The sequence below is a fragment of the Spirosoma rhododendri genome (genome assembly GCF_012849055.1).
Taxonomy (GTDB): domain Bacteria; phylum Bacteroidota; class Bacteroidia; order Cytophagales; family Spirosomataceae; genus Spirosoma; species Spirosoma rhododendri.
Map to the genome: position 1 here is coordinate 2,555,555 of NZ_CP051677.1, position 22,052 is coordinate 2,577,606.

Annotated in this window: 19 protein-coding genes; 11 read left to right on the forward strand and 8 right to left on the reverse strand. The window is 55.2% G+C overall.

All coding sequences use genetic code 11. The features are described from left to right. Nucleotides 1-19 precede the first annotated feature (19 nt). A complete protein-coding gene (locus HH216_RS10700; protein WP_169550812.1) occupies nt 20-601 on the forward strand; it encodes a hypothetical protein in 582 nt (193 codons plus the stop codon). 66 nt (nt 602-667) lie between these two features. Here HH216_RS10700 and HH216_RS10705 read toward each other — a convergent pair whose 3' ends face one another. From HH216_RS10705 to lpdA, 4 genes are all read right to left on the reverse strand, one after another. Further along, entirely contained in the window at nt 668-853 is a 186-nt protein-coding gene (locus HH216_RS10705; RefSeq protein ID WP_169550813.1) for a hypothetical protein, read from the reverse strand. A 229-nt stretch (nt 854-1,082) separates the two neighbouring features. Then, entirely contained in the window at nt 1,083-2,447 is a 1,365-nt protein-coding gene (locus tag HH216_RS10710; RefSeq protein WP_169550814.1) for a M28 family peptidase, read from the reverse strand. A 130-nt stretch (nt 2,448-2,577) separates the two neighbouring features. Further along, nucleotides 2,578-2,829 (reverse strand): DUF2442 domain-containing protein, encoded by a 252-nt coding sequence (locus HH216_RS10715; RefSeq protein ID WP_169550815.1) that lies wholly within the window; start codon nt 2,827-2,829, stop codon nt 2,578-2,580. Between the two features lie 112 nt (nt 2,830-2,941). Continuing rightward, nucleotides 2,942-4,342 (reverse strand): dihydrolipoyl dehydrogenase, encoded by a 1,401-nt coding sequence (gene lpdA / locus HH216_RS10720; protein ID WP_169550816.1) that lies wholly within the window; start codon nt 4,340-4,342, stop codon nt 2,942-2,944. Between the two features lie 230 nt (nt 4,343-4,572). Between lpdA and HH216_RS10725 the strand changes: the two genes are divergently transcribed. The 10 genes from HH216_RS10725 (at nt 4,573) to HH216_RS10765 (ending at nt 16,371) form a co-directional block, all read left to right on the forward strand. Further along, complete coding sequence (locus tag HH216_RS10725) at nt 4,573-5,142, forward strand: hypothetical protein (protein ID WP_169550817.1); 570 nt, start codon at nt 4,573-4,575, stop codon at nt 5,140-5,142. Nucleotides 5,143-5,343: 201 nt separating this feature from the next. Further along, nucleotides 5,344-7,236 (forward strand): amidophosphoribosyltransferase, encoded by a 1,893-nt coding sequence (locus tag HH216_RS10730; RefSeq protein ID WP_169550818.1) that lies wholly within the window; start codon nt 5,344-5,346, stop codon nt 7,234-7,236. A gap of 84 nt (nt 7,237-7,320) precedes the next feature. Continuing rightward, complete coding sequence (locus HH216_RS10735) at nt 7,321-7,794, forward strand: Uma2 family endonuclease (protein ID WP_169550819.1); 474 nt, start codon at nt 7,321-7,323, stop codon at nt 7,792-7,794. Nucleotides 7,795-7,955: 161 nt separating this feature from the next. Next, nucleotides 7,956-9,167 carry a GTP-binding protein gene (locus HH216_RS10740; RefSeq protein ID WP_169550820.1) on the forward strand — a complete coding sequence of 404 codons (1,212 nt, stop codon included), beginning with the start codon at nt 7,956-7,958 and terminating at the stop codon, nt 9,165-9,167. A gap of 119 nt (nt 9,168-9,286) precedes the next feature. Next, nucleotides 9,287-10,195, forward strand: coding sequence for an NAD(P)/FAD-dependent oxidoreductase (locus tag HH216_RS10745; protein WP_169550821.1), 909 nt, complete (start codon nt 9,287-9,289; stop codon nt 10,193-10,195). A gap of 89 nt (nt 10,196-10,284) precedes the next feature. Next, entirely contained in the window at nt 10,285-11,826 is a 1,542-nt protein-coding gene (locus HH216_RS25805) for a TonB-dependent receptor (RefSeq protein ID WP_254448776.1), read from the forward strand. Beyond that, nucleotides 11,823-12,743, forward strand: coding sequence for a TonB-dependent siderophore receptor (locus HH216_RS25810; RefSeq protein WP_254448777.1), 921 nt, complete (start codon nt 11,823-11,825; stop codon nt 12,741-12,743). The genes HH216_RS25805 and HH216_RS25810 overlap by 4 nt, the downstream gene beginning before the upstream one ends. Next, nucleotides 12,743-14,194, forward strand: coding sequence for an ABC transporter permease (locus tag HH216_RS10755; protein WP_169550822.1), 1,452 nt, complete (start codon nt 12,743-12,745; stop codon nt 14,192-14,194). The genes HH216_RS25810 and HH216_RS10755 overlap by 1 nt, the downstream gene beginning before the upstream one ends. A 1-nt stretch (nt 14,195) precedes the next feature. Beyond that, nucleotides 14,196-15,548 (forward strand): DUF3526 domain-containing protein, encoded by a 1,353-nt coding sequence (locus HH216_RS10760; RefSeq protein ID WP_169550823.1) that lies wholly within the window; start codon nt 14,196-14,198, stop codon nt 15,546-15,548. 121 nt (nt 15,549-15,669) lie between these two features. Next, the gene (locus HH216_RS10765; protein WP_169550824.1) at nt 15,670-16,371 is read left to right on the forward strand and encodes an ABC transporter ATP-binding protein; all 702 of its coding nucleotides are present in this window, start codon (nt 15,670-15,672) and stop codon (nt 16,369-16,371) included. 28 nt (nt 16,372-16,399) lie between these two features. Here HH216_RS10765 and HH216_RS10770 read toward each other — a convergent pair whose 3' ends face one another. The 4 genes from HH216_RS10770 to HH216_RS10785 all read right to left on the reverse strand — a co-directional run bounded on the left by HH216_RS10770 (nt 16,400) and on the right by HH216_RS10785 (nt 21,931). Then, nucleotides 16,400-17,800: a M56 family metallopeptidase gene (locus tag HH216_RS10770; RefSeq protein WP_169550825.1), complete on the reverse strand. Its 1,401-nt coding sequence runs from the start codon at nt 17,798-17,800 to the stop codon at nt 16,400-16,402. Beyond that, entirely contained in the window at nt 17,797-18,168 is a 372-nt protein-coding gene (locus tag HH216_RS10775) for a BlaI/MecI/CopY family transcriptional regulator (RefSeq protein ID WP_169550826.1), read from the reverse strand. Before HH216_RS10775 ends, HH216_RS10770 begins: the two co-directional genes overlap by 4 nt. 156 nt (nt 18,169-18,324) lie before the next feature. Beyond that, a complete protein-coding gene (locus HH216_RS10780; RefSeq protein ID WP_169550827.1) occupies nt 18,325-18,825 on the reverse strand; it encodes a hypothetical protein in 501 nt (166 codons plus the stop codon). A gap of 109 nt (nt 18,826-18,934) precedes the next feature. Continuing rightward, a complete protein-coding gene (locus HH216_RS10785) occupies nt 18,935-21,931 on the reverse strand; it encodes a glycoside hydrolase family 3 N-terminal domain-containing protein (protein WP_169550828.1) in 2,997 nt (998 codons plus the stop codon). Nucleotides 21,932-22,052 lie beyond the last annotated feature (121 nt).

The window sequence follows — 22,052 nt, forward strand, 5'->3', positions numbered from 1 at the left end:
TCACACTCCTCAAAACAGTATGCGTATCAATTATTTCCTCGCCATCATCGCTCTGTTCACACTGACCCTGGCTGGCTGTTCCAAATCCGACGATAATGTCAGCCCAGCCACAACATCCAGCCCCGCTGATCTGCTCGTGCGTACGTGGGTTTTTAACGATGTTAGCGTTCAGACGGATGCTAAAAAGTATAAGATACCCGCTGTACTACCAACGGGAGGAGGATTATTCGGTGATGAGAACGTCTTGGTATTCAAGAAAGATGGTACGTTCACGGCTATGGTCAATAAAGTTCCCAAGACCGGCAAATGGGCTTTGCAGGATAAAAAACTGACGTTGACTGATCTTTTCAAAGGGGAGACAACTTGGACTGTGAATACGCTGTCAGCAAATGATTTGGCTTTCTCTACCATCGCAGTCGATCTGCGAAAAGGTAAGAGTATAAACGATAGCAAGGCTTATTCAGCAGAGGAAGGATGGGCTGGCGAAATGAGTTTGCTTTTATTGACTATGCTCGACAAAAACTACGGTGGAACGATTGACTTCAGCAAAGAACCTGAACCTAAGAGTGTTCAGTTGCTGGTGAACGGTAAGGCGAAATAAGAAGCCGTTACCGTACCCGGTAACGATACAGGGAATCGGCCCTGACGATACAAAGCCCTTGTATCGTCAGGGCCGATTCGGTAAAAGTTGAATGCGAATCAGTCGCTTCCCGGCATCATTTGGCTGGCTAACGCTGACACTGTCGATGTACATACCCGGCTGTGCTACCCGTTGCCGAACCACGGCATTGCTCACAATTTTGCTGTTGATAATGTACGTTGCCTCGCTGTCGGAATAGTCGAACAACCGCACCCTGCACCGATTGATTGCCCGTACCGCTGGGACTAACGTGATCGTAGATTTCCCGGCTGGCAGGTTTGATCTGATTGTAAGTCGGCAGCGATACGGTTCTTGGCCGGTTCTGAGCCTGAGAAACGAATCCGGCTAATAGCAGCAGGCTTAGCAGTATGATACGCATGATGCAAGTAGTAGTACAGTCGACAGACCCGCAGCAACCGAATAGCGTTGCAACGACGGATTATTACAGGCCGTATTGATCGAGTAAGTACGTCAGTGCGGCCATCGACGCAGCGCCCAGTTCTAACTCCCGCTGACTAACCGCTTCGAACCGGTCGACGGGCGTATGGTGATAGTCGAAATACCGCTGCGAATCGGGTTTGAAGCCGAATAGTACCGTGCCCGTCTGGGCGAGCGGGCCAATGTCGGCCCCACCGCTGCCGGGACCAATGTCGGTCAGACCGTAGGGAGCGAGCAGCGGTGCCCAGCGCATAGCTTTAGCTCGCTCTTCGGGTTTGCCGACGATGCCGAAGCCACGTGGCGTGAACCCACCCTCGTCGGACTCGATAGCCGCGATGGTTTTTTCGTTGTTCTGCTTCGCCAGATCGGCGTATTTGATGCCCCCGCGCAGGCCGTTTTCTTCGTTCATAAACATCACCGCACGCAGCGTCCGCTTGGGTTTGATACCCAGCGCCTTCATAATCCGCAACACCTCGATCGATTGTACACAGCCCGATCCGTCGTCGTGCGCCCCTTCGGCTAGGTCCCACGAATCGAGGTGACCACCGATCACGATAATCTCGTCGGGCTTCTCGCTGCCTTTGATTTCGCCAACCACGTTGTATGACTTCGCGTCGGGCAGCGTTTCGCAATTCTGTTTGAAATAGAACGTCAGCGACGGATTTTCGGTCAGTGACTTACTGAGCAAATCAGCCCCGTTGGTACTGATAGCTGCCGTTGGAATCAGCGGGACGCCGGTGCCGTAGCGCGTTCCGCCCGTATGTGGCTGATCGTCGTGCCGGTTGCTCATCGACCGGACAATCGCGCCCACCGCTCCGAGTTTGGCCGCTTCAGTTGCCCCGTTGGCCCGCTGATCGACCGCCCCGCCGTATGCGTCGAACGTATTGAGTTTGGTCGGGTCCATCGGTCGGTTGAAGAACACGATTTTACCCTTCACCTTTTCGGTGCCCAAGGCCCGCAGTTCAGGAAACGACTTTACCTCGATTACCTGCGCTTCGACACCCTTCGGATTTGTCGCTACCGACCCGCCGAGTGCCGCAATCGGCACTGTTGTTTTCTTACTGCCGCTGTGGATATACGCTTCTTCTTTAGCGCCCCGCACCCAGTGCGGTACCATCACTTCCTGCAAAAACACCCGGTCGAAGCCCTGCTGCTCCATCACCTGCTTTGTCCAGTCGACCGCTTTTTGCGCCCCCTCCGACCCGCTGAGCCGTGGCCCAATCTGCTTAGTCAAGTGCCGCAGCCACTCGTATGATTTCCCGTTTGCGAGGGCTTCGTTGTAAATCCGTCGGATCGCGACCGAGTCCGAATTTTGCGCCAGCACCGAGCTAGCGAGCAGCGAAAGCAGCAGCGTAGTAATTTTTTTCATGGTTGGGGTTGTATTCGTGAACCGGTAAGATACAGAAACCCCAATTTACTTACACAGTATTGGTCAACACAACAACGCCCGGCTACTGCTACAGTGACCGGGCGTTGTTGTGTTATCTGCGGTTAGCAGTCTATTTCTCTTTGTGTTTAATGGCCGTGCTGATGTGCCATAGTGTGTCGGCACTCAAATCAACTTCTCCGTCGAGCCATTCCACGTAATATTCTTTATTGGCAACGGTGTTGAATAGGGTCGGATTATGCAGGCTTTCAAACGCTTCGGTCTGTAAAAAAGGGTTGATGTCCGCCACTTTCGTTTCACCGGTTCCAAACGTCAACGCGAGTTTGTAGTCAGGTAGGGGAGTGACTTGAGTAAGTAAGTGCATCAAGGCTAGTGTAAAGTGAGCGAAACGAATTGATTATTGTACACAAAAAGACGCCCGGCTACTCTCTCAGCAGCCGGGCGTCTTTCTTATCACCTCTTTCTTCTAGAAGAGCTTACATATTGATCGCCCGGTTGTCGGTGGCAGCAAGGCAGGCTTCTTTGAAGGCTTCGGTGTAGGTCGGGTGGGCGTGCGACATACGTGAGACGTCTTCAGCCGATGCCCGGAACTCCATCGCGACGACCGCTTCGGCGATCATATCGGCGGCACGGGGCCCGATGATGTGAACGCCCAGAATTTCGTCGGTTTCTTTGTGAGCCAGTACTTTCGCCAGGCCGTCGATGTCCATACTGGCGCGGGCGCGGCCCAGTGCTTTGAACGGAAACGAACCCGTCTTGTACGGAATGCCCTGCTGCTTCACTTCCTCTTCCGTGTACCCAACGGCCGCTACTTCCGGCCAGGTGTAGACGACGTTCGGAATAAGCCGGTAGTGAATATGCGGCTTCTGCCCGACAATCGTTTCGGCGATGTATGTACCTTCTTCTTCGGCTTTGTGGGCCAGCATGGCTCCCCGGATCACGTCGCCAAGCGCGTAAATGTGTGGGACGCTGGTGCGGAGGTTGCTGTCGACTTCGATTTTACCGCGCTCGTCGGCTTTTAGGCCAGCCGCTTCGAGGTTCAGTCCGTCGGTGTAGGGGCGACGGCCGACCGATACCAGGCAATAGTCGCCGGTGAGGGTGATCGATTTGCCATCGGGCGTGTCGACGTTGACGACGACCTCATCGCCCGTGTTTTCAACCTTCGTGACTTTGTGCTTGAAATAGAAATCAGCACCGAGTTTTTTGACGGCCCGCTGCAACTCCTTACCCATCGTCTTGTCCATCGTCGGGATCATCGAATCGGCAAACTCGATGAATGAGACTTTGGCACCTAGCCGGGCGTAGACAGAACCCAGTTCGGCACCGATAACGCCCGCGCCGATCACGATCATGTGCTTCGGAATTTCGGGCAGGTTCAGGGCTTCGGTCGAGGTGATGACCCGCGTTTTATCAATCGGCATCGACGGGAACGACATCGGCTTCGAGCCGGTGGCAATCACGATGTTCTTACCCGTGATCGTCTGCTCCGAACCGTCGTCTTTCGTAATTTTTACCGTGTTTGCATCGACAAACGAGCCGAGGCCGTGCAGTTCGTCGATTTTGTTTTTCTTCATCAGGAAGGTAATGCCCTTCGTGGTCTGGTCGACGACCGTATTCTTGCGGTCGATCATCTGACCCAGATCGACCTGCAAATCAGCTACTTTGATGCCGTGTTCGGCAAAGGTATGGGCCGCGTTGTAAAAATGCTCCGATGAGTCGAGCAGGGCTTTCGACGGAATACAGCCCACGTTCAGGCAGGTGCCGCCGAGTGTCGCATATTTTTCAATAACAGCGGTTTTCAACCCAAGCTGCGCGCAGCGGATAGCCCCTGTGTAGCCCCCCGGTCCGGAGCCGATAAAAATTACGTCGTAGTCCATGATATGTATTGGGAATGTAGTTTAAGGTCTAAAGTATAACGTTTAAGGTTGTTCCTCGCCCGAATCTAACGGCCACAGAACGTTAAACCTTACCCCTTAAACCTTGAACACGCTGTTAGCATTGCGAGTGCAAATTTGGTTCAGAATTCGATTGCCCAAACCGATTTCTGGAAAATCGTGTTGCAGAGTCGGCGGGGGGCTTCGTTTCGGGCATCCCGACCACCGTATCTATGCGTCTTTCGATTGGTTTTGTTGCCCTTTTTGCGCTGACTATCAGCAGTTGTTCCGATCCGGCGAAGTCCGACCAACCCCCGGTTTATTTCGATGTGCTGGGGTACGTCCGCCAGCAGATTGCGGGGCTATCGGCGCAGAAGCCGCTGGTCAACAAAGACGCCACGATCAACAAAGAGCACAGCCATCACTCGACCCGCGACATCGACTGGGCGCGTGAACTCGACCTGTTTACCCAGGCCGACATCAACAAACCCGCCCTTCGCAGCAGCTATCGGATCACCCGCCCCGACTCGCTGACGTACCAATACACGCTCAAACCGACCGAAGAACGGCTGACGGTGCGTTCGCTGACTGTCCGGCTCGATGCTGCTACTCGCCAGCCCCGGCAGATCGACGCCGTGCTGAAAACCAGTAATGCGCTGTATTCATCGGAGCGGCACCTGACGCTCGACAGCGGTCCCGCCAGTGAAAAAACGTGGCGTGTGCAGCACTACAAACTCGCTGGTTATCAGAAGCTTTCGTACTTCGATCAGAATACGTTTCAGGTGGAAGGCCGGTTGCAGTAAGCCACTGGCAATCGGTTGGCAAGGCAATTGCACTGGAGAAGACAGACCGTAAAATCATTTTTTTGGGCGGTTGGCTCCCCATCTTTTTTCTATCTTTGTTCACCTAGCCGCTGAACGAAAGCCGTTCGGAGGCCGTTGTTTTTTCATCAACCTGACAATCAGCCGTTCCGGCAATTTTGTGTTGCAGCAACGGTTCCAGCTATGAGCGACGCCATCAAACATGAGTGCGGTATTGCCCTTATCCGGCTCCGTAAACCGTATCAGTATTACATCGACAAATACGGCACGGCCCTCTACGGAGCCAACAAGCTGTATCTGCTGATGGAAAAACAGGTGAACCGGGGGCAGGATGGTGCCGGTATCGCTAACATCAAGATCGACGTGCCGCCCGGCAGTCGCTACATCAGCCGGTATCGCTCCGTCGATCAGCGTCCGGTGACCGACATCTTCGAGAAGGTCAATAAGAAATTCAGCAAGGCACTTAAGGGTAACAAAGACAAGGCGAAAGACGCCCAGTGGCTTCAGCAGAACGTCGCCTTCACCGGCGAGGTCTGGATGGGCCACCTGCGCTACGGTACCCATGGCTCCAACGAGATTGAAAACTGCCATCCGATGCTGCGGCAAAGCAACTGGCGCAGCCGGAACCTGGTCGTAGCGGGCAATTTCAACATGACCAACGTTGAGAAGTTGTTCGACAAACTGGTGTCGCTGGGGCAGCACCCCAAAGACAAGGTCGACACGGTGACGGTGATGGAGAAGATCGGCCATTTCCTCGATGAAGAGAATCAGCGCGTATTCGACCGCTTTAAGGGCATCTACGAAAACCCCGAGCTGTCGGACATCATCGAAGACAACATCGACATGCAGCGGGTACTGCACCGCTCGTGCCGCGATTTCGACGGGGGTTACGCGATGGTCGGTATGACGGGCTACGGTGCATCGTTCGTTGCCCGTGATCCGGCTGGCATTCGCCCGGCGTATTACTATGCCGACGATGAAGTCGTGGTAGTTGCGTCGGAAAAGCCCGCCATCAAGACGGCGTTCAACGCTGAGTATAGTCAGATTAAAGAAGTGCAGCCCGGCCACGCGCTGATCATTGATAAGCACGGCGAATACAACGAGCTACAGTTTGTAGAGCCCACGGAAAAGCGGTCGTGCAGCTTCGAGCGGATTTACTTCTCCCGCGCCACCGATCCCGATATTTATAACGAGCGCAAAACGCTGGGTAAACTGCTCATTCCGCAGATCCTGAAAGAGGTCGATTATGACCTTGAAAACACTGTCTTCTCATACATTCCGAATACGGCTGAAACCGCGTTTTTCGGTATGGTCGAGGGCCTGGAAGAGTACTTGTACAAGCAGCGGAAGAAAGCGATTATGGACGGCATCCTGTTTGAGGAAGAACTCGACAAGGTGCTGGCGTTCCGGCCGCGGATTGAAAAGCTCGTGTCGAAAGATGTGAAGATGCGGACGTTTATTACCGACGATTCACAGCGCGACGAAATGGTGTCGCACGTATACGACACAACGTTTGAGGTGATCCGCAAAGGCATCGATAATGTGGTGGTGGTCGATGATTCGATCGTGCGCGGCACGACGCTGGAGAAGAGTATCCTGCGAATGCTCGACCGGCTCGGCCCAAAGAAGATCATCATCGTATCATCGGCTCCGCAGATTCGTTTCCCCGACTGCTACGGCATCGACATGTCGAAGTTCAAGGAGTTCGTTGGGTTCCGGGCGGCTCTTGAACTGATTCGCGAGCGGGGTATGGAAAACCTGATCGACGAAGTGTACGCGCAAAGCGTAGCCGCTATCGAATCGGGGAACGCCACGAAAGTGAACCACGTAAAGGCGCTGTTCGATCCGTTTACGCACGAAGAACTGTCGAAGAAAGTCGCGCAAATCGTTACGCCAGACGACCTCAAAGCTGAAGTGGCCGTGGTTTACCAGACCGTTGAGAATCTGCACGTTGCCTGCCCCAACCACTCGGGCGACTGGTACTTTACGGGCAACTACCCCACACCCGGCGGCAACAACGTCGTCAACAAAGCCTTCGTCAATTTCATGGAAGGCCGGCTGGTGCGGGCGTACTAACGCTGATCAGTTCCTGCCAGAAAGAGACGCTAATCCGGCGTCTCTTTTTTTTGTATCATTACAGACCGGTAAACGCTATACACTATGGAATTCATCGCCGAAAAGACAGCCTACGAAGCGGAACGCGGAAAACCCATGCCCAGTAAAGTCCACGCCTACGTACAGGCAAATCTGATTTTTGAATTGAAGTCGTGCTATAAAGATCGCTTTACATTTCTGTCTGAGTTGAGCCTTGATCTGAACGGCTGGAGAAGCGTACCTGACCTGTCGATATATCCCAAATTGTCCATTGACGTTCGGCAGGATGAAATTCGCATGACCGAACCCCCATTGTGCGCTATCGAGATTATATCACCCATGCAGTCCTTGCAGGAACTGGTCGATAAGGCGAGAGCTTACTTCGAGCACAAGGTGCAATCCTGCTGGCTGGTACTGCCCGGTTTGCGCTCGATCTACGTGTTCCGTTCGTTTGATTCATTCAGCACATTTACTCATACCGATACGCTGCTGGACGATGTGCTGTCGGTCAGTATCCCGTTGGCCGACGTTTTTGAGTAAGCCGGAACCTGTACTGCTGGTCGGGTAGCGAGTAGAAATTGATCAGTAAGGCCCACAAGAGCGAGTTATTTTGCAACAATGCTGCAAAATAACTCGCTTTTGTGTTTGACGGATTCACGCTGTTCTTATATTTGCAACAATGTTGCATTTATAATTGACAGATGAAACAACTACCTGTAACGGTATTAAGCGGCTTTCTGGGCGCGGGTAAAACGACCCTGCTCAACCACGTGCTGCACAACAAGCAAGGGCTGAAAGTGGCCGTGATCGTCAACGACATGAGCGAGGTCAACGTCGATGCGCAGTTGGTGAAGGATCAGCATACGCTGTCGCGGACGGAGGAGAAACTGGTCGAGATGAGCAACGGTTGTATCTGCTGCACGCTGCGCGAAGACCTGATGCTGGAGGTCGAAAAGCTGGCTCGCGAAAACCGCTTCGACTACCTGCTCATCGAGTCGTCGGGTATTTCCGAGCCGTTGCCGGTGGCACAAACCTTCTCATTCGTAGACGAGACCACCGATATTGACCTGTCGCGGTTTTCGCGGCTCGATACGCTGGTTACGGTTGTCGATGCGTTCAATTTTTTCCGCGATTTCGGCTCAGTCGATAATGTCTATCAACGCGAACTTAACAACGACCCCGCCGATACCCGCACGATTGTCAACCTGCTGACCGATCAGATCGAGTTTGCCAATGTGCTGATTCTGAACAAAACCGATCTGATGAGCCGCGAACAGGTAGGGGAGTTGAAGGCTATTCTACACAAGCTGAACCCGAAGGCCCGGTTAATCGAATCCGAATTCTCGAAAGTCGATCCGGCGCAGATTCTGAATACACATCTGTTTGATTTCGAAGAAGCGTCGCAGTCGGCGGGCTGGATTCAGGAACTGCAAAACCAGCAGAACGGCATTGGCCACACCCCCGAGACGGAAGAATACGGTCTGTCGTCGTTTGTGTTTCGCGACCGTCGGCCGTTTCACCCGGTCCGGTTTTGGGCGTACCTAAGTGAGCATTTTCCGGCCGGTATCATTCGCAGTAAAGGGCTGTTCTGGCTGGCGTCGCGACCCGATGACGCGCTCAACTTTAGTCAGGCCGGGGGGAGTTTACGGGCGGAGTCGGCGGGTGTGTGGTGGGCATCGATGCCGTTTAGCCAACGGGTGCAGTACGGCTCGTTTCTGGAAAATCGTCAGGCTATTGAATCTCGCTGGCACAAACGGTTTGGCGACCGGCAGAACGAACTGGTCATCATCGGGCAGGACCTGAATCAGTCGCAAATCACGGCCGAGTTGCAGGACTGTCTGTGTACTGAACTGGAGATCAGCCATATGGAAAACGATGGTGCGTTCAAAGACCCCTTCCCGGTTTGGGAATAGAGCTTACTCCACCCCAACCCCTACCCGTTAGGGAGGGACTTTACTTATTCAGTGTTCAAAGTTCCTCCCTCAACGGGGAGGGATTTAGGGAGGGGTAGAACCCAACAAACGACTACATAATGAACTACGATGTTATTATCATTGGCGGCAGCTATGCCGGGCTGAGTGCCGCGCTGGTGCTGGGACGGTCGCTGCGCCGGGTATTGGTTATCGACGCGGGGAAGCCCTGCAACCGGCGAACCCCGCATTCGCACGGATTTCTGACCCGCGATGGCGAAACGCCCGCCCAACTGGCCGCTATTGCCCGCGAACAGGTGAGCCACTACCCAACAGTAACGTTCAAGGCGGGTACGGCCACGAATGCCAGTCTGGTAGACAGCGGCTTTCAGGTGCGTACCGACGACGGTGAATCATACAGCGCCCGTAAGCTGATACTGGCAACCGGCCTGCTCGACGTAATGCCCGACATTCCTGGCTTCTCCGACTGCTGGGGCCGGTCGGTGCTGCATTGCCCATACTGCCACGGGTATGAAGTACACGGTCAACCGCTGGGTGTGCTGGCCAACGGCGAGACGGGATACGACATGGCGACGTTGATTCAACAGTGGAGCCGCCAACTAACGCTGTTCACCAACGGCCCGTCGACGCTGACTGACGAGCAGCAGCAGGTGTTGGCGCGACTGGCTATCCCAATTGTTGAAACGCCCCTTGCCGCGATTGAGCATACCGACGGTTTCCTGACGGCGCTGCAACTGGCCGATGGGAGCAGGGTTATGCCCAAAGCCCTGTTTGCCCGCGTACCGCTGAAACAAACCTCTGACATAGCGGTACAACTGGGCTGCGAGCTGACCGATCAGACTTTCGTGAAGGTGACAGAAACCGGCGAAACGACAGTGCCGAACGTGTTTGCCGTGGGTGATGTGACAACGATGATGCGGCAGGTTGCGGTTGCCGTCGCCAGTGGCGTTAAAACGGGGGCCTGGATCAACAGGGTGCTCATTGCCGATGATCTGAAACTGAGTAAGTAACTGTAGCCTGGACCGGTCCGCCTAGCACCGTGGCGTGGTGCGGTTCAGGCTACAATCCAGTACCCACCACTCACCCAACATACAACCTGATGAAACACATCTTTACCTTCCTCTTCTTTCTCTTTACAATCAACCTCCAGGCGCAGACAATTTCGGGAACGGTTATCGACGCCGTGACGGGTAGTTCGATACCCGGCGCATCGGTGCAACTGACGGGCGGTCAAACAGGTACGTCGACCGATTCGACGGGGCGGTTCACATTGCCGGGTAAAGGCACGATCCGGGTATCAGCGGTGGGCTACCGGCCGCTGACGATGACGGGTCGGGCGGTACCGTTCACCATTGAACTGATCCCGACGACTAACGAACTACAAACGGTGGAAGTCGTAGGTCGGGCGACGCGCGAATACAACAGTGAATACTCGTTTTCGGCCACTAAAATTGCCGCGCTCAACAAAGACGTCCCGCAGTCGATTGGTACGGTGACGAAAGAGCTGATGGCCGACCGGCAGGCGTTTCAACTGGCCGATGCGGTGAAGGTTGTCAGCGGAGTTGTGCCGTCGAGTTTCTACAACCAGTATGCCATTCGGGGTATCAGTCAGAATGAGGAGGGGCAGATTATCAACGGGATGCGGACCCGGCAGTACTATTTCCTGCAACCGCTGACGACGAATATTGAGCGGGTCGAGGTCATCAAAGGACCCGCTACGGCTGCGTTTTCGTCGGTCGATCCGGGCGGGAGCATAAATCTGGTTACGAAAAAACCACTGGCGACAACCCGGCGTGAGGTGGGGCTAAGCGTGGGTAGTTTCAGCACCCTGCGCGGCACGATGGACTTCACGGGGCCACTCAACGCGAGCAAGACGCTGCTGTACCGGGTTAACGGCGCGTACCAGGAAGCCCGCAGCTACCGCGATCTGGTCCGCAACAACCAGCTGCTGTTTTCGCCCTCGTTCTCCTACATCCCCAGCGACCGTACGGCCATCAACGCCGAACTGATCGTGAGCCGGATGGACGGTAATCTGGATCGGGGGCAACCCATTTTCGGGGCCGTCGCCGGACAAACGAATCTCAACAGCACGCCTATCAGCCTGAACCTGGGGGCTGCCAGCGATTATTTCCGGTCGAATCAACTCCTGCTGACGGGTACGCTGGCGCACCGCTTCACCGACCATGTCAGTCTGAACGGGTCATACATGAAACAGACGTGGCAGGAAGACTTGCAGGAACACCGTACTACGGGTGCCTTCGGCGTTGATGTTGCCGGGCAATCTGTTACGTCGCTGGCGGCCATGCAGTTTGTGCAGCGCCGGCAGTTCTGGAATGTTGACAACGTAACGGCGTACCTGAATTTTACCGGACAGACGGGGCCGCTGGGGCATAATCTGGTGGTCGGCTACGACCTGCACCGCTGGCAGAAACTGAAGGGTGGCGGGCAAAACGTAGCTCGTGGTTACCTGCTCAAAGATGGCTCAGTTTCCAACAGTTATACCTCTGCTAACGCGGCCAATTACCAAACGCAGACAGTAACTGGCCCGTTACCGGGGGCGTCGTTATCCCCCGCCCCAATGTACCGCACTTCGACCTCAACAACCCGACCTACACCATCCGCAGTGCCGACGATTACGTGACGAATGTCCGTACCGCTCTGCAACCGGCCCTGACCACGACCAATGCCATTTATGTGCAGGAACAGGTAAAGCTAAACCGGCTTACGCTGTTACTGGGACTGCGCAACGAATGGTTCGAAGACATCACCAACTACGATGCGCCCGGTCCGATTACCGTGACGAAAACGGCCTTGCTGCCCCGGCTCGGCCTGACCTATGCCATTAATCCGGCTGTCAACGTCTACGGAACCTACCTGCGCGGGTATCAGCCCCAGTCGAACACGGTAACGCTGTTGCCGGTAACAGCCCCAGCGGGCAGCACGTTCGACCCATTGGAAAGTGATCTCAAAGAAGTGGGCGTAAAAGCGGACCTGCTGGGTAACCGCCTGCACCTTACGTCGGCCCTGTACGAGATCAATCAGCGCAACCTGCTGATGAACGCCAACGACCCAACCAATCCTGACCTGCTCGTAACGCGCGGGGCCGAACGCAGTCGGGGCTTCGAGCTGGACCTGGCGGGCTACCTGCTCCCTAATTGGCAGATCAACGCATCGTACAGCTACATCGACGCCATCATCGTTAACGACCGTGAAGCCAGCCTGATTGGCGCGCGGAAGCAGAACACCCCCGTCCACAGCAGCAACCTCTGGACGCGCTACAACTTTGCCCCCAACACTCCGCTGGCCGATCTGGGTATCGGTCTCGGCGCGCAGTACAGCGGCAGCAAGATTCCGTGGTTCACGCGGGCGTTCGAGGTGCCGGCTTACACGCTGTTCGATCTGGCCGTGTATTACAACCCCTCGCGCAGCAACGTGCAACTGGCCCTGAACATGAACAACGTCCTGAACACGACCTACTGGATCGGCGCGCAAAACTACCTGCGGCTGTTCCCCGGCGCTCCACGCAACACCAACCTGACCGTGACGTACCGTTTCTGATGATGCTTGAACTACCTGAACGAATACTGGCCCGACACGTCCGGCGAACGGCGTTTGCCAGTCGGGTCGTCTGGCTCCCGATGGTGCTTATTGCCGGGTTACTGGTGTACGCGGCCGTGCTGGGTTGGCTAAGTTTTCGGGAGCAAACCGCCCTGCGCGTCCGCTATCAGCAGGAAGCCCGGCACGACTGGCTCAGCAATCCCGACAAGCACCCGCACCGGATGGCGCATTTCGGCAACTTCGCCTTTCGGCCAAAACCACCCCTGAGCCTGTTCGAGTTTGGGATGGAAAGCTACCTGGGTAACCTGGTTTTTCTGGAAGCGCACAAGCAGAATTCAGTCAACTTCTCGGAAGCGGGCTTTTCGACGGGCCTGCTGCGCTTCGGTGAAATCAGTTTGGCGATGGTGCTGCAACTGCTGCTGCCGCTGCTGATTTTCTTTCTGGGGTACGGGGTCGTAGCTGCCGAGCGCGACTCGGGTACGCTGCGGTTGCTGCTCAGTCAGGGTATCAGTCCACGGCAGCTGCTGGTCGGGAAAATGCGGGGGCTGGTCGGCGTCGTAATGCGGTTGTACGTTCCGGTTGTGCTGCTGACGGTGGTAGGCTGGCTGGTGCTGCAAAACGGACGGGTCAGTGCCGATGAAACTGCCCGGCTGTTGCTGCTGATGCTGGCTTACGCAGGATACCTGGTCATCTGCTGTGGCGTAGCCGTGCTGGTCTCGGCGCGGAGCAGTTCAGCCCGGACGGCGCTGGTGACGCTCATGGGTATCTGGCTGATGCTGACGATTGTGCTGCCCCGCGCGGCACAGGCGGTGGGCGCATACGTTTACGAAATTCCGTCGAAAGCGCAGTTCTTCGCCCGGATTCAGGACGACGTGCTGAAGGAAGGTGACAGCCACAACCCCGCCGATCCGCACTACGCCAAACTCAAAGATTCGCTATTAACGGCTTACAACGTCGATTCGGTGCAGCAGCTACCCGTCAACTACAGCGGGGTGGTGATGGCCGAGGGTGAGAAAATCAGCGCCCATATCTACACAAATCATTTCGATCAGTTGCAGCAGGTGTACGCCCGGCAAAATCGGCTATCGGAACTCGTCGCTTTTGTTGATCCCTTCCTGGCGATCAGGCAACTATCGATGGCCCTAGCTGGTACCGACTACGCGACCTACGCCGATTTTCAGCAACAGGCCGAGCACTACCGATACGAGATGGCGCAGTATCTCAACGCCTTGCAGATAAAGTACATTCCAAACAAAAAAGCCGGCCCTACCGATAAGCCTCATGCCATCAGCCGCGCCAACTGGGAAGCCATGCCTGACTTTACGTACCAGCCCGTACCGGTCGGTGTAACACTGACGCAGTCGTGGCGGTCGCTGGTCGCGTTGGTTGTTTGGCTGGTCGGGTTGGTAGTCGCGTTCCGCTGGGTCGCCAGAACATTCACCGTTGCATAAAATGATTCGATTAGCGTTTAAAAATTTCATTCGGTCGGGGGGCGTGCGCGTCGGGTTGGCGTTGCTGCTGGTGGCGGGCGTGGTCAGCCTGTTTATTGGGCGGCAGTTTCTCGATCGGCAGGCGCAGGCGATCGCCGACGTACGGGCGTATCAGCAAACGGATTTTGCCCGGAACATCGCCATTCACAAAGACGAGTTAGGATTGCTACTGTACTACCTGAAATTCTCGCTCGTCAATCCTTCGCTGCCGCTGAGCGGGCTGTCGCTGGGGCAGCGCGATGTTAACCCGTCGATTCAGAGCGTCACGATTCGGGCGCTGGAGAGTCAGCGGTACGACGCCGATCTGACCAACCCTGCCAACCTGCTGCTGGGTAATCTGGACTTTAGCTTCGTGCTGATTTACCTGTTTCCGCTGCTGGTCATCGCATGCTGCTACAACCTGGTTTCCGACGAGCGGGAGAACGGCACCTGGAAGCTGATCGTGGTGCAACAGCCTGACGTGATGTCCGTCATCTACCGCCTTTACGCCATCCGCGTCGGGGTGATCCTGGGGGTACTGGCCGTGCTACTGGTACTGGCTGTATTGGTGCTGAACCTACCGGTCGATGGTGCCCTGGCGGGGTTCGCAGGTATGTCGGTGCTGTATGTGCTGTTCTGGGCGGCCGTCTGTTTCTGGGTGACCTCGCTGCGGAAACAATCGAGTGTCAATGCCCTGCTGCTGGTGACGGGCTGGCTGGGCCTGATCGTCCTGCTGCCGACCCTGCTGAACACGTACATCGTTGCACGCTACCCAACGCCGGAAGCCCTCGAAACAACGCTGACCGCCCGCAAAGGCTACCACGAAAAGTGGGACACCGACAAGCAGCAGACAATGCAGGCGTTTTTTGCGCACTATCCGCAGTTCCGATCGATACCTCCGCCAAAGCTGGCCTTCAACTGGCCGTGGTATTACGCCATGCAGCAACTCGGCGACGACGACGCGGCTAAATCGGCTAACGCGCTGCGGCAGAAAGTAGCACAGCGCGAAATGGTCAGTCGGCAACTGGCGCGGTTTATTCCCCCATTGCACACGCAGTTACAGCTGAACGAACTGGCCGGGTCGGGGCTGAGCAATCAGTTGCGGTTTCAGACGGCGACGGGCCGGTTTCACGAAGAATTACGGCTGCATTTCTACCAGACGATGTTCACCGATACGCCCGTCAGTGCCGAAAACTGGAACCGCTTCGACGTTAAAACTTTCCGCGACAACGCTCCCTCCGACACACTTGTGGGCTTGCTGCCCCTGCTGGCGTTCATCCTGCTGTTTGTCGGTGTGGGCTGGCTTACTTTCAGAAAAACGGCCGCAATGGCGTAAGAACATAATGTCTGAGACAGCTTCCAGCTGTCGAGCCGCGATAGCGGCTAATATCATCTGCACCAATTAGCCTAACGGCTCGACAGCTGGAAGCTGTCTCAGACTATAAACAACGATATCTATGCTACAAGCCATAAACCTGACCAAACAATACGCGCCCGACGCGCCACCCGCCCTTGATTCACTGAACCTGACCGTTGCGCCCGGCGAAATTTTTTGCTTGCTGGGGCAGAACGGCGCGGGCAAAACCACGACCATCAACCTGTTTCTGGGCTTCCTGCAACCTACGTCGGGGCAGGCACTTATCAATGGGCTGACCGTGGCTGAACACCCGCAGGAAACCAAGAAATTTCTGGCGTACCTGCCCGAAACGGTGTTGCTGTACCCCAACCTGAGCGGGCTGGAAAATCTGGACTTCTTTGCGTCGCTGGCTGGCTTCACTTTGTCGACCGACGAGTTGCGTAGTTTGCTGGTGAGAGCCGGTTTGCAGGCCGAAGCACACAAGCGTCCGCTGGGTGGGTACTCGAAAGGAATGCGTCAGAAAGTGGGTATTGCTATCGCGCTTACCAAACAGGCAAAGGTGCTCCTGCTCGACGAACCCACCAGTGGACTGGACCCTAAAGCCAGTAACGAATTTTCGGAACTCCTGACCCAGCTCAGCGCCGACGGTACGGCGATCCTGATGGCGACGCACGATATTTTCCGGTCGAAGGAAGTTGGCACGCACATCGGCATCATGCGGGCGGGGCACCTGGTCGAAACACTACCTGCCGCCGACCTGACCGCCAACGAACTCGAAGCGATCTACCTGCAAACCGTCTGATGTGCCTTTGTCGCGACGGCCTTGGCTACTACTTCGGTTCTACCCAGACGGCTTTCGGCCTGGGTGCTCTATCTGCAACGAATAAAAAAGGAGACTCAGTTTTTTCCCTCAGATACCGCTCGTATTCCTTGTGGGTCATCAAATCAAACTGGTAGAGATACCCTTGCAGCTGCCGGGCGTTCTTGTGTACATAACTACCCCAGAAGGAAGCAATATCACTGGGTTTGTACTTATTGAGATCGCTGTTTTTGATGTGTTTGTTATCTAGCCAGATACCAAACCGCTTTGGGTTTTTCCAGTCCTCGAATTGTTCGTCTGTCGGCGTCTTGGCGGCCTGAGGTGGAATGAAAACTACCTTTTTCTTTTCCGCTTCCGACAGATCAGAAAACCGCTTCATAACCCGTCTCTTTAGGTTATTTTTATTGTTCGCAAGCCAGGTTATAACCAGTTTGTCGCTGTAGCGCTGTTCCAGCGTCATCGAATCGGACGGCGCCTTTGCCTTCGTGACTGTACTGGTTGATTTATTGGAAGCAGACTTCGTTACCTGAGCAATCGATCGTAAACCAGCGGCCAGCGTGAGTAGCATAAACAGGATTGCGGCCGTACCGACGGTAAAACCCGCCCGCAGGGGAGATGTGCATTTGGTCATCATAATCAAGCGTTGTTTAGCGGTTTGAAATGTGAAAGCACTGGTTAGAAAGACAGTCTTCGTAGGCGTTAGCTTGCTCAGCAGCAACTGCTGGTAACGGATAATATTCTGATGCCGGGTGTTAACCGATTGATCGGCCAGAAACTCGTGGTTGAGCCGAATCGCCCGACGAACGAAGAATAGGGCTGGGTTGAACCAATAGAAGCAGCTAATCAGCTCAGCGAATAGGATGTCGACCGAATGCTGTTGCCGGATATGGGTTAGTTCATGCGTAAACAGTTCGGGTTCAACCGCCTGCTTTTCGTAGTCGGCCTGACCGACGAACAGGTAATGCAGAAAGGTGTGTGGACGCGTGGCAACCGGTAGTAAAATGACCGTGGCTTCGGCATGACGAACGGCCGGATGCTGACGGATTCGGCAAGCGATGCTAACCAGATTTCGAACGAGTCGAACAAGCAACACGGCCGTGACTGCGCCGTATACCAGCAACCATAGGTCGGGCGAATGGTCGGTTGGGGGAGATGGTGCCGTGTCGGCTGGCAACGTAATGCGAGTGGGCTCGATTCGGGCTACAACCGATGCCGGTAACGGTGTCGGCGGGATGAAATCGGATTGAACGGTAACTGGAAACGACAACAGCGGCCCAACCACCGCGAGCAGTACACTCGCCAGCAGATACACCCGTTTAAACCGATGCATGGTTTCGGTTTCCAGCAGCAGCTTATACGCGATGGCCAGCACCGACAAAATAAGGATGGACTTCAGACCGTAGAGGATCATGCTTTTCGCTTTTGAATTTCCTGTTCGACAATCTTCCTAAGCGTTTCCAGTTCATCGGCTGACAAGTCCGTTTCGGTCGCGAAAAAGGAGGCAAACTGCGCCGATGAGTTGTTGAAGAAATTCCGAATCAGTCCGCTAACCTGATTTCGGGAATACGCGTCACGGGCAACCAGCGGGTAGTATTCCCGGGAGTTTCCGTACTCTCTGTAGCTGATAGCTCCTTTGTCGATTAGCCGCTTCAGCAGTGTCGCCACCGTAGTTGTCGCGGGTTTGGGATCGTCATAGGCGTCGAGTATGTCCTTCATAAAGGCTTTTTCTGACTCCCATAGGTGGTGCATCAATATTTCTTCAGCCGCCGTCAGTTTCATTTTCTACATTTATAGAGCTTGTTCTACAAATGTAGAATTAAAAATTAACGAGTCAAGTTTTTCTTGATTTTTACAGAAACACGGACAAGACCGTTGTAAAACAGCAAAGCCGCATCGCCCAAGGAGCAATGCGGCTTTACTGACGCGTTGTGATTATTACTTTTTGCCCACCTTGTGGTCGGCCATCATTTTTTCGTGGTCTTTTACCATCTGCGCTTCCTCATCAGCCATGCGTTTGTCTTCCTGCATCATCTGATCGTCTTCGGTTTTCATTTTCTTGTGGTCTTTCGCCATCTGTTCGTCCGAGATATTGCCTTTTTCGTGCTTCTCTTCCAGTTCAGTATGCTGCTTTATCATCGCTTCGTGCCGGGCTACGATCTCCGCATGCTCGGCCAACAGCTTCTCGTGGTCGGCTTCCAGTGCTGTGTGGCTGGTAAATGATTCCGGCAGCGAGTCGTGGGCAGCTTTCAGCGTTTCGTGATCGGCTTCCATGCTGTGGTGGGTAGCCTCCAGTTTCTCATGATTGGCTTCCAGTGTAGCATGGTCGGCCACAAGTTTCTGGTGCGCTTCGGAGTTTTTAGTGCTCGAATTGCAGGCAGACAAAACAATGGCACTGACAAGTAGGGCGGCAGGGATGTGTACAGATAACAGTTTCATCGGTCGGTTTGCTGATTGGTTTGGAAACAAAGATAGGGCTACAATTGCAACAAGGTTGCAATTGTAGCCCTATCGTCAGTATTAATTATGGATGAAATTAGCTACAGGATTACTCCGGCCGCAGCCCGCGCTTGGTGGCCCGGTAGAGGGCTTCGGCGACGTAGGTACGGGTGTTTAATGTGCTGATCAGGTTGTTGTTACGGGTTGGGTACACGCGGTTGGAGAGAAACACGTACGACAGGTTTTGATCCGGTTCAACCCAAACGAAGGTTCCGGTGAAACCGGAGTGGCCGAAGCTGTTTTTCGACGCCGAGCGGGGGGCGTTGCCGGTGTATGTAAACGACGGTTTTTCAAAGCCCAGTCCGCGCCGGTTGCCCAGTTCAGGAAACTGGTAGCGCGTGAATTCGTCCAGCGTTTTTTTCGTGATGTACTGCTTGCCGGCGTACGTGCCCCCACGGCGGTACAGTTCGATCAGCTTCATCAGGTCGTTGGCTGTGCCGAACAGACCCGCGTGACCCGACAAGCCGTCGAGCATGGCGGCTCCTTCATCGTGGACGCGGCCCCAGATCAGGGTTTTGCGGAACAGCGAATCATATTCGGTCGGAACGATACGGTCGCGCGAATAGTAGCGCATCGGGTTGTAGGTCAGCGTGTACGCACCGAGCGGCTGGTAAATATTGGTTTTCAGGTAGTCTTCAAACGGCGTTTTCGTCAGGCGCTTCACGATCTGCGGGTAGAGGTAAAACGACAGGTCGGAATACACGTACTCTTTTTTGGCGTTGAGTGGTGAATCGCGGATCTGCTCGAAAATCGTCTGCGGGTAATTCTTGAACTCAAACAGACTGTCGGTCACGACGATGGAGTAGCGGTTCGTACGTTCGTTCTGAAACGTTTTCGGCTTCCATGTGCCATCGGGATTTTTGGTTGTCTGCCAGAACGGAATCCACGCTTTCAACCGGGCCTGATGCGTCAGTACGTCGCGCCAGACGATATCGGCCTTGTTCGACTTTTTATAGCTGGGCAGGTAATCCGACATCTTACCGTCGATGTTGAATTTTCCCGCGTCAACCAGCTGCATCAGGGCGGGGGTAGAGGTGCTGACTTTCGTCACCGATGCCAGATCGAAGAGGTCGTCGAGCTTGTCGGGTGTGGGGTCGCCACCGAGCGAAGCATCGTAGACGTGTGTTCCGTAGGCTTTCTGGAAAATCACCTTACCGTCTTTCGCCATCTCGACCACGCAGCCGGGAAACGCCCGTTTCTCCAACCCAACACTAACCAGCGAATCAACCTGCTGCGTCAGGTAAGCCCCGTCGATGCCCACTTCTTCGGGAATGGTGTACTTGATCCGGTTCAGCGACGGTATGCTCAGCCCATCGCCCGCCCGAAACCGCTGATTGACCGTAACCGGCAACCGGCCTTCCACGCCAATCGCGCCGAAGATCAGTTGTGCGGCCAGTTCTTCGGTGTAGTTCGTGAGTTGATACGGCATTACGATGGCCTGCGCCTGTTCGATGGAGCGGCCCGTAACGGTGTCGTTCGGCATGGTCAGCTTGTCGAGCGAGTAGACATTGCCGAAGACGGTAACGACCGCTTTCCCCGTGGACACCAGCTCACTGACCAGCGCAGCCGTGCGGGGTTGCGTACCATAGCGGGGTGGGCGAATGTTGCTCAGGTGTACGTCGACCAGCAGCAGGTTATACTGCTTGAGTGAATCGCGGATAGCCGTCAGTACGGAGTCGGGCGTTTGCGATGTCATCGTAAACGAATCGACTTTGGTGTAGTTGGCGGCCATCTTCTGGAAGGCCGTAATGGTGTTGCTTTCTACGGATACCGAGGCAATGCGCAGGGTGTCGAGCCGTTGCAGGGGCAGGATGCTCCGATCGTTTTTCAGCACGGTCAGGCTTTTCTCCGTTAGCTGCCGGTTGAGCAGTTCCGAGCTGGCCGGGTTCAGGTCTTTGACCAGATTGTCGAGTACAATGGGCTTGTATTTGTCCAGCCCGACCCAGGCTTTGGCGCGCAGTACGTTACGGCACCGCGCGTCGAGCGATTCCTGCGACAGCCGACCACTGGCGATGCCGAGCCGGATTTGCTGGAGTGCAGCCGGTACGTCGTAGGTGAATTCCAGCACGTCCATACCCGCTTCCAGTCCCAGTTCGTCGGCCTGCCCGGCGGGGTAGTATTTCGTGACGCCTTTCATGTTCATGGCGTCGGAGAAGATCAGCCCTTTGAAGCCCAGCTCGTCTTTCAGCAGGCTGGTCACAATGGCGGGCGAGAGCGTAGACGGGCGATTGCGGGTCGTGTCAAGCGCGGGAATGTTGAGGTGGGCAATCATCACGCCCGACGCGCCCGCCTGCATCAGCTGCCGGAAGGGATACAGTTCGAGCGAATCGATTTCAGCGCGACTTTTCGCGATCAAGGGCAGGTCGTAGTGTGAATCGGTGTCGGTATCGCCGTGACCGGGGAAGTGCTTGATCGTGGTCAGCAGGCCATTGTTCTGCATGCCGTTCATGTACGCCAGCGCTTTGCGCGCCACCGCGTACTTGTTTTCGCCAAACGACCGGAAGTTAATGACCGGGTTGCCGGGGTTGTTGTTGACGTCGACCGAGGGAGCAAAGTTGACGTGGACACCCAGCCGCCGGGCCTGTTTCGCCAGACTGGCCCCCATGTTGTAAATCAGCGAGTCGTGGCCCTGCATGGCCCCCAGCGTCATCTGGTAGGGGTAGCGCACGGTGCTGTCGAGTCGCATAGCCAGGCCCCATTCAGCGTCCATGGCAATCAGCAGCGGCACGGTCGAGAGAGCCTGTAAGCGATTGGTCAGCTTGGCCTGCCGCACGGGTCCGCCCTGAAACATTACGACCCCGCCCAGCTTGTAGGTGCGCACCAGCGTCACCAGCGAATCTTCATAGGCCGGTGTGCGGTTGGAGTAGCCCGCCACCATAATCAGCTGTCCGATGCGTTCGTCGGGCGTCAGCGTGGTAAATACAGAGTCAACCCAGCGGTCAATGCGTGGGTTGGGACGTAGGAAAGCGGGGGTATTGGTTTGGGCAACGACGGTCAGGCTAAACAGACTAAGTAGCGTGGCCAGAAAAAGGCGGTAACGGGGCATGAGAACGAAACGCGTTGAGACGTGAACGGGTAAAAGTACGAAAATGTGCGGCTTAGGGGTTGAACAGGTTTTTCAACACAGAGGCACAGAGATCACAGTGAATTGCCCCTGTCTCAAACAG

Excerpts from the sequence above, each read along its gene's own strand:
- HH216_RS10700 (WP_169550812.1), top strand. The coding sequence starts at position 20 with ATGCGTATCAATTATTTCCTCGCCATCATCGCTCTGTTCACACTGACC.
- HH216_RS10710 (WP_169550814.1), bottom strand. The coding sequence starts at position 2,447 with ATGAAAAAAATTACTACGCTGCTGCTTTCGCTGCTCGCTAGCTCGGTG.
- HH216_RS10715 (WP_169550815.1), bottom strand. The coding sequence starts at position 2,829 with ATGCACTTACTTACTCAAGTCACTCCCCTACCTGACTACAAACTCGCG.
- lpdA (WP_169550816.1), bottom strand. The coding sequence starts at position 4,342 with ATGGACTACGACGTAATTTTTATCGGCTCCGGACCGGGGGGCTACACA.
- HH216_RS10725 (WP_169550817.1), top strand. The coding sequence starts at position 4,573 with ATGCGTCTTTCGATTGGTTTTGTTGCCCTTTTTGCGCTGACTATCAGC.
- HH216_RS10730 (WP_169550818.1), top strand. The coding sequence starts at position 5,344 with ATGAGCGACGCCATCAAACATGAGTGCGGTATTGCCCTTATCCGGCTC.
- HH216_RS10735 (WP_169550819.1), top strand. The coding sequence starts at position 7,321 with ATGGAATTCATCGCCGAAAAGACAGCCTACGAAGCGGAACGCGGAAAA.
- HH216_RS10740 (WP_169550820.1), top strand. The coding sequence starts at position 7,956 with ATGAAACAACTACCTGTAACGGTATTAAGCGGCTTTCTGGGCGCGGGT.
- HH216_RS10745 (WP_169550821.1), top strand. The coding sequence starts at position 9,287 with ATGAACTACGATGTTATTATCATTGGCGGCAGCTATGCCGGGCTGAGT.
- HH216_RS25805 (WP_254448776.1), top strand. The coding sequence starts at position 10,285 with ATGAAACACATCTTTACCTTCCTCTTCTTTCTCTTTACAATCAACCTC.
- HH216_RS10755 (WP_169550822.1), top strand. The coding sequence starts at position 12,743 with ATGATGCTTGAACTACCTGAACGAATACTGGCCCGACACGTCCGGCGA.
- HH216_RS10760 (WP_169550823.1), top strand. The coding sequence starts at position 14,196 with ATGATTCGATTAGCGTTTAAAAATTTCATTCGGTCGGGGGGCGTGCGC.
- HH216_RS10765 (WP_169550824.1), top strand. The coding sequence starts at position 15,670 with ATGCTACAAGCCATAAACCTGACCAAACAATACGCGCCCGACGCGCCA.
- HH216_RS10770 (WP_169550825.1), bottom strand. The coding sequence starts at position 17,800 with ATGATCCTCTACGGTCTGAAGTCCATCCTTATTTTGTCGGTGCTGGCC.
- HH216_RS10775 (WP_169550826.1), bottom strand. The coding sequence starts at position 18,168 with ATGAAACTGACGGCGGCTGAAGAAATATTGATGCACCACCTATGGGAG.
- HH216_RS10780 (WP_169550827.1), bottom strand. The coding sequence starts at position 18,825 with ATGAAACTGTTATCTGTACACATCCCTGCCGCCCTACTTGTCAGTGCC.
- HH216_RS10785 (WP_169550828.1), bottom strand. The coding sequence starts at position 21,931 with ATGCCCCGTTACCGCCTTTTTCTGGCCACGCTACTTAGTCTGTTTAGC.